General features: G+C 73.2%; 11 protein-coding genes. All 11 read right to left on the bottom strand.

Annotation, left to right across the window (positions count from 1 at the left end; genetic code table 11):
• Positions 1–15: 15 nt before the first annotated feature.
• Positions 16–2,607, bottom strand: a complete 2,592-nt coding sequence (locus FMEAI12_RS34015) for a bifunctional (p)ppGpp synthetase/guanosine-3',5'-bis(diphosphate) 3'-pyrophosphohydrolase (RefSeq protein WP_112109195.1) — start codon at positions 2,605–2,607, stop codon at positions 16–18.
• A gap of 202 nt (positions 2,608–2,809) precedes the next feature.
• A complete protein-coding gene (locus tag FMEAI12_RS34010; RefSeq protein WP_071061720.1) occupies positions 2,810–3,364 on the bottom strand; it encodes an adenine phosphoribosyltransferase in 555 nt (184 codons plus the stop codon).
• Positions 3,365–3,473: 109 nt separating this feature from the next.
• Positions 3,474–4,727 (bottom strand): protein translocase subunit SecF, encoded by a 1,254-nt coding sequence (gene secF / locus FMEAI12_RS34005; RefSeq protein WP_112109194.1) that lies wholly within the window; start codon positions 4,725–4,727, stop codon positions 3,474–3,476.
• A 1-nt stretch (position 4,728) separates the two neighbouring features.
• On the bottom strand, positions 4,729–6,801 hold the full coding sequence (secD, locus tag FMEAI12_RS34000; protein WP_112109193.1) for a protein translocase subunit SecD: 2,073 nt from the start codon (positions 6,799–6,801) through the stop codon (positions 4,729–4,731).
• Between the two features lie 238 nt (positions 6,802–7,039).
• Positions 7,040–7,570, bottom strand: a complete 531-nt coding sequence (gene yajC, locus FMEAI12_RS33995; RefSeq protein WP_071061714.1) for a preprotein translocase subunit YajC — start codon at positions 7,568–7,570, stop codon at positions 7,040–7,042.
• Between the two features lie 112 nt (positions 7,571–7,682).
• Complete coding sequence (gene ruvB / locus FMEAI12_RS33990; RefSeq protein ID WP_112109208.1) at positions 7,683–8,744, bottom strand: Holliday junction branch migration DNA helicase RuvB; 1,062 nt, start codon at positions 8,742–8,744, stop codon at positions 7,683–7,685.
• A 31-nt stretch (positions 8,745–8,775) separates the two neighbouring features.
• Positions 8,776–9,480: a Holliday junction branch migration protein RuvA gene (ruvA, locus tag FMEAI12_RS33985; protein ID WP_112109209.1), complete on the bottom strand. Its 705-nt coding sequence runs from the start codon at positions 9,478–9,480 to the stop codon at positions 8,776–8,778.
• Positions 9,477–10,013, bottom strand: coding sequence for a crossover junction endodeoxyribonuclease RuvC (ruvC, locus tag FMEAI12_RS33980; RefSeq protein WP_112109192.1), 537 nt, complete (start codon positions 10,011–10,013; stop codon positions 9,477–9,479). The genes ruvA and ruvC overlap by 4 nt, the downstream gene beginning before the upstream one ends.
• A gap of 115 nt (positions 10,014–10,128) precedes the next feature.
• Positions 10,129–10,884 (bottom strand): YebC/PmpR family DNA-binding transcriptional regulator, encoded by a 756-nt coding sequence (locus FMEAI12_RS33975; RefSeq protein WP_071061710.1) that lies wholly within the window; start codon positions 10,882–10,884, stop codon positions 10,129–10,131.
• Entirely contained in the window at positions 10,881–11,492 is a 612-nt protein-coding gene (gene pdxT / locus FMEAI12_RS33970; RefSeq protein WP_112109191.1) for a pyridoxal 5'-phosphate synthase glutaminase subunit PdxT, read from the bottom strand. Before pdxT ends, FMEAI12_RS33975 begins: the two co-directional genes overlap by 4 nt.
• A complete protein-coding gene (gene pdxS / locus FMEAI12_RS33965) occupies positions 11,489–12,454 on the bottom strand; it encodes a pyridoxal 5'-phosphate synthase lyase subunit PdxS (RefSeq protein WP_020462622.1) in 966 nt (321 codons plus the stop codon). The genes pdxT and pdxS overlap by 4 nt, the downstream gene beginning before the upstream one ends.
• Positions 12,455–13,213: the final 759 nt, after the last annotated feature.

Genomic DNA, 13,213 nt, shown 5'->3' with positions numbered 1-13,213 from the left:
CGTGCCCCCTCGCAGTCAGCTCTGTGCGTCCGAGGTGACTCGGAAACAGTCGTACACACCGTCGGTGGATCTGACGGCGTCGAGGATGTGACCGAGATGCTTGGCGTCGCCCATCTCGAAGGTGAACCGGCTGACCGCCACCTGCTCGCGCGTCGTGGTGACCGACGCGGAGAGGATGTTGACGTGGTGGTCGGACAGCACCCTGGTCACATCGGAGAGCAGCCGGGTCCGGTCCAGCGCCTCCACCTGGATCACCACCAGGAAGACCGAGCCCGATGACGGCGCCCACTCCACCTCGACCGTCCGGTCGTGCGGGCCGCCCCGCAGGCCGGCGAGGTTGACGCAGTCGGCACGGTGCACCGACACGCCCTTGCCCCGGGTGACGAAGCCGGCGATGGCGTCGCCGGGCATCGGCGTGCAGCAGCGGGCCAGCTTGGCCCACACGTCCGGGGAACCGGTGACGAGCACGCCGGCGTCACCGGTGGCCCGGCGCAGGGCCCGGATCGGCAGCTCGATCTCGGCCGCGTCCTCCTCGGCGCCCTCGGGACCACCGAGCCCCTGTAGCAGCCGGTTCACCACCGCCTGCGCGCTGATGTTCTTCTCTCCGACCGCCGCGTACAGCGCCGCGACGTCGGCGTAGCGCATGTCCTTCGCCAGGGTCAGCAGCGCGTCGCCGGTCATCAGGCGGGCCAGCGGGAGGCCGTGGCGGCGCATCGCCCGGCCGATCGCGTCCCGGCCGGCGACGATCGCGTCCTCGCGGCGCTCCCGGGCGTGCCACTGGCGGATCTTCGTCCGGGCGCGGGACGAGTGGACGAAGGTCAGCCAGTCCTCGCTCGGGCCGGCCGAGTGGGCCCGCGAGGTGAAGACCTCGACCGTGTCGCCGTTCTCCAGCGCGGTGTCGAGCGCCGCGAGCCGGCCGTTGACCCGGGCGCCGACGCACTGGTGGCCGATGTCGGTGTGTACGGCGTAGGCGAAGTCGATCGGCGTCGACCCGACCGGCAGCGGGATGACGTCGCCCTTCGGCGTGAAGACGAAGACCTCGTCGTCGGCCATGTCGAAGCGCAGGCTGTCGAGGAACTCCCCCGGGTCGGCCGTCTCGCGCTGCCAGTCCAGGATCTGGCGCAGCCAGTTGCGCAGGTTCGGGTCGGTGCCCCCGGCGCCGCTGTTCGCGGCGGCCCGCCGCGACGCCGACGAGCCCGACGAGCGGGAGCCGCCGGACCGGGAGCCCGCGCCGGAGCCGTCCTCCTTGTACTTCCAGTGCGCCGCGATGCCGTACTCGGCCCGGTTGTGCATCGAGTGCGTGCGGATCTGCAGCTCGACCGGCTTGCCCTCGGGCCCGATGACCGTCGTGTGCAGCGACTGGTACATGTTGTACTTGGGCATCGCGATGTAGTCCTTGAACCGGCCCGGGATCGGCTTCCAGTTCGCGTGGACGGTGCCCAGCGCCGCGTAGCAGTCCCGCACCGAGTCGACCAGGACCCGGATGCCGACGAGGTCGTAGATGTCCTCGAAGGACCGGCCGCGGACGACCATCTTCTGGTAGATCGAGTAGTAGTGCTTCGGCCGGCCGGTCACCACGGCCTTGATCCTCGCCTCGGCCAGCTGCGTCTGCACCTGCGTGGACGTCTCGGTGAGGTAGACGTCGCGGCTGGGTGCCCGGTCGGCCACAAGGCGGACGATCTCGTCGTAGCGCTTCGGGAACAGCGCCGCGAAGGCCAGGTCCTCCAGCTCCCACTTGAGGGAGTTCATCCCGAGGCGGTGGGCCAGCGGCGCGTAGATCTCCAGCGTCTCGCGCGCCTTGCGTTCCTGCTTGTGCTCGGGCAGGAAGCGCAGCGTCCGCATGTTGTGCAGGCGGTCAGCGAGCTTGACCACCAGGGCCCGCGGGTCGCGCGCCATGGCGACGACCATCCGGCGGATGGTCTCGGTCTGCGCGGCCTCGCCGACCTTGACCCGGTTGAGCTTGCTGACGGCGTCGACGATCTGCAGCACCTGCGGGCCGAACTCGGCCTCGATCGTCTCCGGCGGGAGGTCGGTCTCCTCCAGGGTGTCGTGCAGCAGCGCGGCGCACAGCGTCGGGATGTCCATGCCGAGATCGGCCAGGATGCTGGCGACCGCGATCGGATGGGTGATGTACGGGTGCCCGGAGAAACGGACCTGCCCGGCGTGGGCCGCGTCGGCCACCTCGAACGCCCGCTGCACCGGCCCGATGTCCATCCGCGGGTGGTTCGCGACCAGCCCCCGCAGCACCGGATCCAGCGACGAGGGCGGCGTGGCGCGGTGCGCCCCCAGCCGGGAGAAGCGGCGGACCCGGCGAGGCAGCGGAGGCGACTCGTGGCCCAGCCGCGGCACCACCGGCGAGCCGCTCTCGGCGTCCTCTCCGGTGGCGTCCGGGACGGGCGAGGACCCCGACCCGCCCTCGGCGCCGTCGCGGCCGCCGTGCGCGGCGGACGGCCCGGTGCGCGGGAGCTGGCCGCCCGCGAGCGGCGTGCGGTCGGCGGTGGACGGCGTGCGGTCGGTCGCGGACAGGGCAGCCTGGACCGGCCGCGTATCCCCGGCGGATGACGCGGCCGTCGGCACGGATCCGGTGGTCACCGGCGCCTCAGGCACAGGCCGCTCCTGCTTAGCACTTCAGCCGTGGCACGGATGTGCGAAGGGCTCCTGACGTCGAGGTTAACGCTGCGGGGGCGCCGGGCCTTCCGCAACCCCGCCCGGCCAGGGGCGCGCCAGAGGCCGGCGGGCAGGCCGTTCGCGTCAATGCCGAGCGCCGGTCACGAACCGTGACCGGACACGGGCGACGCGCCGGACACGGTCAGATCTTCATGATCGAGGTGATGTCGAGCGTGCCGGTCCGGTCGCGCCCGGAGAGGAAGGTCAGCTCCATCAGCACCGCCAGCCCCACCACGTCGGCGCCGCACCCGCGCAGCAGGGTGTGCGCGGCGGCCGCGGTGCCGCCGGTGGCGAGCACGTCGTCGACGATCAGGACCCGCTCACCCGTCGGGACGGCGTCCTCGTGGATCTCCAGGACGGCCGTCCCGTACTCCAGCGCGTACGCCTCGCTGCGGGTCCGGCCGGGCAGCTTGCCCTGCTTGCGGATCGGGACGATGCCGGCGCCGACCCGGTCGGCGACCGGGGCGGCCAGCAGGAAGCCACGCGCCTCGATGCCGGCGATCGTGGTGGCGCCCAGCCCGCGGGCGAGGTCCGCCAGCGCACCGACGACCACTCCGAAGGCGGCCGGAGTCGAGAGCAGCGGGGTGATGTCCTTGAAGACGACTCCCGGCTTGGGGAAGTCCATGACGTCGCGCACGTGGGCGCCCAGCACGGCCTCGGCCGCGCTCAGGTCCGGCTGGCTGTCGACGCTTGTCATCGTGGTGACCTCTCCGATCTTCGTTGTCGCCGCCCCGCGGGCGGCGGTTCGCGCCGATGTCGTGCCGGTCGTGGTTCTGCCTCTGTTACTCCGTCGCGGCGGGCCGCCCCTAGCGTCGCTTCTTGCCGCTCGGGCGGCCTCGCTGGGACGGTTTGCGGTTCGGGGCGCGGCGCTGGGCCGACGGCATGCCACCACGCCCGGCCGCGCCGCTGGCGGCCCCGGCCGGGGCCGCGCGCATCCCGGTGGCGATGCCGACAGTGTCCGCCGGATCCCGGCCGTCGTCGCGCCGGTCCGAGTCCGGGTCGGCCAGTGGGACGGCCGTCTCCGGATCCGCGCCGCGGCGCGCCGCCGGCCGGCCGCCGCCCCCGGACTCGGTCGTCTTGGCCGCGCGGGCGGCGCTCGCCCGCGCCCGCAGCACCCGGGCGTCGAGTGCCTTCACCGCCGGCTCACCTCGCTTGAGGTCGACCAGCAGCGGGGTGGCGAAGAACAGCGAGGAGTAGGTGCCCGAGGCGATGCCGACGAACTGGGCGAGGGCGAGGTCCTTGAGCGTGCCGGCGCCCAGCAGGCCGGCGCCGACGAACAGCAGCGAGGCCACCGGGATGAGCGCGATCAGGGACGTGTTCAGCGAGCGGACCAGCGTCTCGTTGAGCGCGTCGTTGGTCGCCTCGGCGTAGGTGCGCCGCGAGGACGTCGCCATCCCCGCCGTGTTCTCGCGGACCCGGTCGAAGACGACCACCGTGTCGTACAGCGAGAAGCCGAGGATGGTCAGGACGGCGATGACCGTGGACGGGGTGACCTCGAAGCCGACGAGCGAGTAGACACCCATCGTGACGATGAGGTCATGGATGAGCGCGGCCATCGCCGCCGCCGCCATCTTCCACTCGAACCGGATCGACAGATAGATCATCACCAGGACGAGGAACACGATCAGGCCCTGGATCGCCTTGCTCGTGATCGTCGATCCCCAGGACGACCCGACGGTCGAGACGGCGATGTCCTCGTCCGGGTTGGCGACGTGGAAGTTCGTCGCGAAGTCCTTCTGCAGCGCCTCGGTCTGCTGGTCGGTCAGCGTGGGCGTCTGCACCCGGAACTGGCGGGACGTCTCGAGCTGCTGGACGACGCTGTCGGACGTGTCGATCCCGTTCTTGCTCAGAAGGCTGTCGACCTGCTCGACCGTCCCGCCGTTCGACGGGAACTGGAAGACGGCGCCGCCGGAGAACTCGATACCGAGGGAGAATCCCCGGAAGATCATGCTGAGGGCGCAGATCGTGATCAGCACGCCGGACACGATGTACCAGACACGGCGACGGCCGACGAAGTCGACGCTGAACTCGCTGCGGTAGAGCCGACCTATCAACGACATGTCAGTGCTCCCGCCTCTGTCCGGCCGTGCGTCGGCCCGCCACCCGCGGCCCCGTGCCCGGCTTCTCGAGCCGGGGTCCTGGATCCGGCGGGTCAAGGTCACCGGCGGCCCGTGGGCCGCCGTCCTCGGCGCCGGGAGCGCCCGCGTCCGCGCGCCGGGTCAGTCGCGGCCGGTCCGCCGCGGCGGCACCGCCGGTCGACCGCACCATCAGGCCGGAGAAACGGCTGGTACTGAACAACGGCCGCCGGACCAGCGCGGTGACCAGCGGACGGGTGAAGATGAACATGATCAGGACGTCGATGAGCGTCGACAGGCCGAGGGTGAAGGCGAAGCCCCGGACCGACCCGACCGACAGGACGTAGAGCACCGCCGCGGCGAGGAAGGACACGGTGTCCGCGGACAGCATGGTGCGCCGGGCCGCCGGCCAGGCCCGTTCGACGGAGGTCCGTACGCTGCGGCCGGCCCGGACCTCGTCCTTGATCCGTTCGAAGTAGACGACGAACGAGTCGGCTGTCACACCGATCGACACGATCAGTCCGGCGATGCCGGCGAGCGTCAGGGTGAACCCGATCGCGTCGCCCAGCAGGACGACCGAGGCGTAGATGAGCGCCGCGCTGACCCCCAGCGAGGCGATCACGACGATGCCCAGCGCCCGGTAGTACAGGAACGAGTAGATGATCACCAGGCCGAGCCCGATGGCGCCGGCCAGCAGCCCGCCGTGCAGTGACTCGCGGCCCAGGGTCGGGGAGACCGACTCGGCCTGCGAGCGCTCGAAGGCCAGCGGCAGCGCGCCGAAGCGCAGGACGTTCGCGAGGTCCTCGGCGTCGGACTGGGAGAAGCTCCCCGAGATCTGCGCCGAGCCGGCGATCCGCTCGTTCGTCTGCGGCGCCGACTGGACGATGCCGTCGAGCACGATCGCGACCTGCTTGCCGATCGTCTTCTCGGTCAGGTTCGTGAACTTGGTCTGGCCGGAGCCGGTGAAGTCGACGTTGACGACCCACTGGCCGGTGGTGACGCTCGTGCTCCCGCCACCGCTGCTGAGCAGGCCCGCCGAGGCGGTGGACACGTCGGTACCCACGAGGGCCGCGGGCTGGAGCAGGTACTTGGTCGTCCCGTTGCGGTCGCAGGCGGCGATCCAGTCCTCGGGGCGGTCCAGGCTCACCGAGGTGCTCCGCACGCCGGTGGCCGAGCAGGTGAGGTTGGCGAACTTGTCCGCGACGTCGGCGGGCGGCGTCGGCGCGTTCGGGTCGACCGCCGCGTTCGGATCGGTCGCGGCCGGACTGGTCGCGGCCGGACTGGTCGCGGCCGGACTGGTCGCGGCCGGACTGGTCGCGGCCGGACTGGTCGCGGCCGGCTGTGTGGCGGCGGGCGCGCTGGCCGTGGGAGCGGCGGCCGGCGCGGGCGAGGCGGACTGGTTGGTCGCGGCCGCGAGCTCGATGCGGGGCCCGGAGCTCCCGGACCCGCTCGTGAAGCTGGCGGGCTGGGCCACCAGGCCGGGCTGCTCGCCGATGCCCGGGGCGGGCCCGAGCGCGGCGGGCCGCTGCGAGGCGGGCGCGGTGGCCGTCGGCGCCGGCGCGATGTCGGCCGGAGCGGGTGTGGCGCCCGGCGTCGGCGTCGCGCCCGGAGTCGGCGTCGCACCCGGGGCGGGTGTCGTACCCGGGGCGGGTGTCGCGGGAGCCGACTGCGCGACGTCGGCCCGGTAGACCTCGCGGAAGCGCAGCTCAGCGGTCTGGCCCACCAGGTCGACGACGTCGTTGCGGCCGCGGCCCGGCACGGAGATCTCGATGGTGTTACCCGCGCGGCGGACCTCGGCCTCGGCCACGCCGAGGCCGTCCACCCGCTCACGGATGATGTCCACGGCCTTGTTGAGAGCCCCGTTGTCGACCGATCCGCCGGTGATCGAACGCGGGGTGAGGATGACGCTTGTCCCGCCCTGGAGGTCCAGGCCGAGCTTGGGCGTCCAGACCCCGGTGACGGCCATCAGGCCGTAGAGGACGGCGAGCAGAGCACCGAGTACTCCGAGCCGGGCGCCGACGGAGACGCCTCCGGAGGCTCGTGCCGAGCGACGTGCCAACGCCAAGTCCCTTCCTCACACACCGTCACCGATCCCGGCGGCGCTCAACGATTCCGAACGAGTGTCACCGAGGGTACGTTCCGACGGCCCGACTGTGACACCACCGGCTGCCGACAGGCGCGTGACGGTCAGCGACGGCAGGCACCACGGCCGCACCACAGACCCCTAGCGGCCGCCCGCGCGCCCCCTGAACCGGGCGCAAGGGGGCGCGAAACGCCCTACAGCCACGGCGCGCGCCCTACAGTTCCTTGCGCGGCGGCCGCGCGGCGTCGTCCGTGCTCTCGGCACCGCGGCCGGCCCCGCTGCCGGTCGCTCCGCCGGCACCGGTGCCGGCGTCCCCGCTCCCCGTGCCGGAGTCGCCACCGAGGGACTTCCCGGTCGCGTCCGGGCCGGGTCCGTCCGTGTCCGGGTGACCGTCGGTGTCCGGATGGCCGTCGGTGTCCTCGTCCGTGTCGCCGTCCTGGCCGGGCGTGCTGATCACCCGGGCGATCGCGCTGCGGCCGAACCGGCAGACGACGTCCGGCGCGATCTCCAGCAGGACGTCGGCGCCGTCCATCTCGACGACGGTCGCGTAGAGGCCGGCGGTGGTCAGGACCAGCGTGCCGGGGACGATCTGGGAAAGCTGCTGCTGCTGCGCACGCGCACGGCGCCGCTGGGTCGAGAAGAAGTAGACGATCAGAAGGACGATCAGTATTGGGAAGATCAGCCCACTGATGGAGCTGCCGCCGTTGTTGTCCGCCGCGCTTGTCACGGCCGCGATTACCTGCACGTCCCGCCCTCCTGGGTGTCGCGGCTGATCGTACGTATCCGCGCCACACCCACAGCGGGCAGGCCGGTGGTGTGTTCCCCGAAGGCACCGGCCGACCCACCCGGACGGCGGTTCAGGACGCCGGCGGGTCCTCCCCGAACAGGGCCGCCGGTGCCTGTGACCTGCCGAGTTGGTCCGACTGGGGCTCGAGGCCCAGGTGGGTGAACGCGGCCGGGGTCGCCACCCTCCCCCGGGCCGTGCGGATCAGCAGGCCGGCCCGGAGCAGGAACGGTTCCGAGACGTCCTCGACCGTGTCGGCCTCCTCGCCCACCGCCACGGCAAGGGTGCTCAGCCCCACCGGCCCGCCGCCGAACCGGCGGACCAGCGCGTCGAGCACCGCCCGGTCGAGCCGGTCCAGACCGAGAGCGTCCACGTCGTAGATCCGCAGGGCGGCGCGGGCGACCTCACGGGAGACCACACCGTCGGCACGGACCTCCGCGTAGTCGCGGACCCGGCGCAGCAGCCGGTTCGCGATCCGCGGGGTGCCCCGGGAGCGGCCCGCCACCTCGACCGCGCCGCCCTCGGTCAGCTGGACGCCGAGCAGCCGGGCCGAGCGCGTCAGCACCAGCGCGAGCTCGGCGGCGTCGTAGAAGTCCATGTGGCCGGTGAAGCCGAACCTGTCCCGCAGCGGGCCGGTCAGCAGGCCGGAGCGGGTCGTGGCGCCGACCAGCGTGAACGGCGCCAGGTCGAGCGGGATCGCCGTCGCGCCCGGGCCCTTGCCGAGGACCACGTCGACGCGGAAGTCCTCCATCGCCGCGTACAGCAGCTCCTCGGCGGGACGGGCGATGCGGTGGATCTCGTCGAGGAAGAGCACCTCGCCGGGCGTGAGCGCGGTCAGGATCGCCACCAGGTCACCGGCCCGCTCGATCGCCGGGCCGCTGGTCATCCGCAGCGGCACGCCGAGCTCCTCGGCGATGATCATCGCCAGGCTTGTCTTACCCAGCCCGGGTGGACCGGACAGGAGCACGTGGTCAGGCGGGCGGCCGCGGCCGCGCGCCCCCTCGAGCATGATCGAAAGCTGCTCCCGCACCTTGCGCTGGCCGACGAACTCGTCCAGGTTCTTCGGGCGCAGGCCGGCCTCGAACGCCTGCTCCTCGGGGGCCGCCGCCGCCGAGACCAGGCCCTCGCCGCTCACGGCGACCTCCAGGGCGTCGTCATCCGGGGCGTCATCGCGGCCGCAGCACGGCGAGGCTCGCCCGCAGCAGCGCCGCGGGGTCGACCGGACCGGCGGGGTCCGCGCCGCCCGCCGCGCCGTCACCCGTCACGCCGTCACCGCCGTCGGTCACGGCCGCGCCGTCGCCGGGGCCGTGCAGCGCCGTCCGAGCCGCGACCACCGCGTCCAGCGCCTCCTTCGCGGAGTAACCGAGGCCGACCAGCGCGTCCCGGACCTGCTCGCCCGCGGCGCCGAGACGCGGATCCGCGGCGGCCGGCGGCGGCGCCGCGGCGCGCGGCGGCGGGACCGGGGATGACGGCGGGCCGAGCCTGTCCCGCAGGTCGAGCACGATGCGCTGGGCGCTCTTGCGGCCGATGCCCGGCACCTTGGTGAGCGTGGCCAGGTCCTCCTCCGCGACAGCCCGACGGATGACGTCCGGGCTGTGCACGCCGAGGACGGCCTGGGCGAGCCTGGGCCCCACCCCGGCCGCGCCCTGCAGGATCTCGAAGACGTCCCGCTCGTCGGCGTCGCGGAACCCGTACAGCGTCAACTCGGTCTCCCGGACGACGAGGGTCGTCGCCAACCGCGCGCGCTCGCCGACCCGCAGCCGGGCCAGCGTCGACGGCGTGCACCACACCAGGACGCCGACGCCGCCGACGTCGACGACCGCCGAGCCGGGCGAGAGCACCTCCACCGTGCCGCTGACCGACGCGATCATCGCCGGCCACCCGGCACGCCCGGGCTCCGCGCGGGGGTCGCGGCGCGCATCCGGGCCAGTGCCGGCCCGCGCCACAGATGGCACAGGGCCAGGGCGAGCGCGTCGGCGGCGTCCGCCGGGCGCGGCGCCTCCGGAAGATCCAGCAGCTTCGTCACCATGAACCCCACCTGGGCCTTGTCCGCGCGCCCGCTGCCGGTGACGGCGGCCTTGACCTCGCTCGGCGTGTACAGACCGATCGGCAGCCCGCGCCGGGCCGCGGCGACGATGGCCACCGCGCCGGCCTGCGCGGTGCCCATCACCGTGCGCACGTTGGCCTGGCTGAAAACCTTCTCGACCGCGACCGCGTCCGGGCGGACCCGGTCCAGCCACTCGTCCACGCCCTCGGAGACGGCCCGCAGCCGGTCGGCCACCTCGCCCGAGGCAGGCGTGCGCACCACGCCGACCTCGACCAGGCTGGCCCGGCGGCCGGGGCCGCCGTCGACCACCCCGAGGCCGCAGCGGGTCAGCCCCGGGTCGACTCCGAGTACACGCACCGAGCCCTCCCGACCACACTGACGAACATCCGTTCGATCCTAGTGGCCGGGGCAACACCGACATCCACGACACGCCGAACAGGCGACCGCCCGGCAATACCCGGACGGCGCGGGCTCAGCTGGAGACGAGCTCCATCACGTCGTCGGAGATGTCCGCGTTGAACCAGACGTTCTGGACGTCGTCGAGATCCTCGAGCGCCTCGACCAGCTTGAGGACCTTCCGGGCCGGCTCCGCGTCGAGCGGGACGCTCACCGAGGGCAGCCAGGAGATGTCCGCCGAGGCGACCGTCAGGTCGGCCTCCGCCGCCGCCACCCGCACGGCGTGCAGGTCGGTGGCCTCGGAGACGACCTCGAACGCCTCCCCGACGTCGTTGACCTCCTCCGCCCCGGCGTCCAGCACGGCCAGGAGGATGTCGTCCTCGGTGAGGTCGGGCGTCTTGTCGATCAGGATGACGCCCTTGCGGTTGAACAGGTACGACACCGAGCCCGGGTCGGCCGGGGTGCCGCCGTTGCGGGTGATCGCGACCCGGACGTCGGAGGCGGCCCGGTTGCGGTTGTCGGTGAGGCACTCGACGAGCACGGCGACCCCGCTCGGCCCGTAGGCCTCGTAGGTGACCGACTCGTAGCTCACCCCGCCGGCGAGTTCGCCGGAGCCCCGCTTGATGGCCCGGTCGATGTTGTCGTTCGGCACCGACTGGGACTTCGCCTTGGCGATCGCGTCCGCCAGCGTCGGGTTGCCGGCCGGGTCGCCGCCGCCCGTCTTGGCCGCGACCTCGACGGTCTTGACCAGCTTGGCGAACAGCTTGCCCCGGCGTGCGTCGACGACCGCCTTCTTGTGCTTGGTGGTCGCCCACTTGGAGTGACCGCTCATGACCTGCCCCTCTTGAGCCCGAGCTCGGATCGGACGATCTCCACGAACAGCCGGTGCACCCGGATGTCCCCCGTCAGTTCAGGATGGAACGACGTGGCCAGCAGCGGCCCCTGCCGGACCGCGACCGGCCGGTCGGCGACCTGGGCCAGTACCTCGACGCCGTCCCCCGCCTTTTCTACCCACGGTGCCCGGATGAAGACGGCGTGCACCGCCGGCCCGTCGACGCCGTCCACCACCAGGTCGGTCTCGAACGACTCCACCTGGCGGCCGAATGCGTTGCGCCGGACGACCACGTCGAGCCCACCGATGAGCGGCTGGCCCGGGCGGCCGTCGATCACGTCCTGCGCGAGCAGGATCATGCCCGCGCACGAGCCGAACACCGGCAGACCACCGGCCACGGCGGCCCGCAGCGGTTCGAGCAGGTCGAACACGCGCAGCAACCGCCCGATCGTAGTGGACTCGCCACCGGGCAGGACCAGGCCGTCCAGCTCGGCGAGCTCACCGGCCCGGCGCACCTCACCGGCGTCGGCTCCGGCCTCGCGCAGGGCGCGGACGTGCTCGCGCACATCGCCCTGCAGCGCCAGGACGCCGATCCGCGGGACGCTCACCAGCCGCGGGCGGCGAAGCGCGCCTCGGGCGGGAGCTCGCCGACGTTGATGCCGACCATGGCCTCACCGAGGCCGCGCGACACCTTCGCCAGCACGCCGGGGTCGTTGTACATGGTCGTGGCCTCGACGATCGCCCGGGCGCGCCGGGCCGGGTCGCCGGACTTGAAGATGCCGGAGCCGACGAACACGCCGTCCGCGCCGAGCTGCATCATCAGCGCCGCGTCGGCCGGGGTGGCGATGCCGCCCGCGGTGAACAGCACGACCGGCAGCCGGCCCAGCCGCGCGACCTCGGTGACCAGCTCCACCGGCGCACGCAGCTCCTTGGCCGCGGCGTAGAGCTCCTCGGACGGCAGCCCCGACAGCCGCGCGATCTCCGACCGGATCGTGCGCATGTGCACCACGGCGTTGGAGACCTCGCCGGTGCCCGCCTCGCCCTTCGAGCGGATCATCGCGGCACCCTCGGAGATCCGCCGCAGCGCCTCGCCCAGGTTCGTCGCTCCGCAGACGAAGGGAACCGTGAAGCCCCACTTGTCGATGTGGTGGTTCGGGTCCGCCGGGGTGAGGACCTCGGACTCGTCGACGTAGTCCACACCCAGCGCCTGGATGATCTGCGCCTCGACGAAGTGCCCGATGCGGGCCTTGGCCATGACCGGGATCGAGACCGCCTCGATGATCCCGGAGATCATGTCGGGGTCACTCATCCGCGCCACGCCGCCCTGCGCCCGGATGTCCGCGGGCACCCGCTCCAGCGCCATGACCGCGACGGCGCCCGCCTCCTCGGCGATGCGGGCCTGCTCGGGGGTGACGACGTCCATGATGACGCCGCCCTTGAGCATCTCCGCCATGCCGCGCTTGACCCGGGCGGTGCCGGCGTGCCGCTCCGCGCCGTCCGCCGGCGCGACGGGGCCGGATGGCGAAGCGCCCGGGGCGGGGGCGGGGGCGGTCAGGCCGTCGGACATCATGTGTCGTCTCTTTCGGGTAGTTCGGACAAGTACTTCGGACGGGATCTCCGGACGGGATCCGCGGTGGTGCGGACCCGCCGGCGGTACCCCGTCGTCCGGTGGTGCTGAGCCGTCCGGTGGTGGCGACCCGTCCGGTGGTGGCGGCCCGACGGTGGCGTCCGCCGCCGGTTCGGGTGCCGCCGGTTCGCCGGCGGCACCGCGCCGGCGCACCGACGGCGGCGGCCCGGTGCGGGGAGCCCCGGCCGGAGGCCGGGAGACCGGTGACCGGCCGACCGGCACGGGCCACGCGGGGACCAGGCTGTTCGGTGGTCGTTCCGGGCCGGACGGACCCGGACGGACATGGATTCGGCTCCATGGTACGGCCGAGACGCGCATGCCCTACCCCATCTTCGGCATCGTGGAGATCACCACCGACGGTGGCGATCTCCACACCGGGGCCCCGCACCAGGCGGCGCACCGGAGGGCACACCGGGTGTCCGTACCGATATCCGCCCGGTGACCAGCGCAGTATCCTGCCGTGCCACGACGCGGAACCTTCCAGGAGAGTCATGACAAGTCCCTACGGCGGTGGACCGCCCGGCCCGCAGCCTGGACCTGGGCAACCTGCTCCTGGACAGCCGCCGTGGGGTGGCGGCGCGCCCGGCGGCTACGGGCCCCCGCCCGGCGCCGGGCCCTACCCCGGGCCGGCACCCAGCGGGCCGTATCCGGGCCGGCCGGGTGGTGGCCCGCCGCCCTTCCCCGGCCGGCCCGGATACGGCC

The organism is Parafrankia sp. Ea1.12, from assembly GCF_900465275.1.
Lineage (GTDB): Bacteria > Actinomycetota > Actinomycetes > Frankiales > Frankiaceae > Parafrankia > Parafrankia soli.
This window is presented reverse-complemented; position numbering and strand designations above follow the sequence as displayed.

Coding starts and splice junctions, on each gene's coding strand:
- FMEAI12_RS34010 (WP_071061720.1), bottom strand. CDS start 3,364: ATGACAAGCGTCGACAGCCAGCCGGACCTGAGCGCGGCCGAGGCCGTG.
- secF (WP_112109194.1), bottom strand. CDS start 4,727: ATGTCGTTGATAGGTCGGCTCTACCGCAGCGAGTTCAGCGTCGACTTC.
- ruvA (WP_112109209.1), bottom strand. CDS start 9,480: ATGATCGCGTCGGTCAGCGGCACGGTGGAGGTGCTCTCGCCCGGCTCG.
- FMEAI12_RS33975 (WP_071061710.1), bottom strand. CDS start 10,884: ATGAGCGGTCACTCCAAGTGGGCGACCACCAAGCACAAGAAGGCGGTC.
- pdxS (WP_020462622.1), bottom strand. CDS start 12,454: ATGATGTCCGACGGCCTGACCGCCCCCGCCCCCGCCCCGGGCGCTTCG.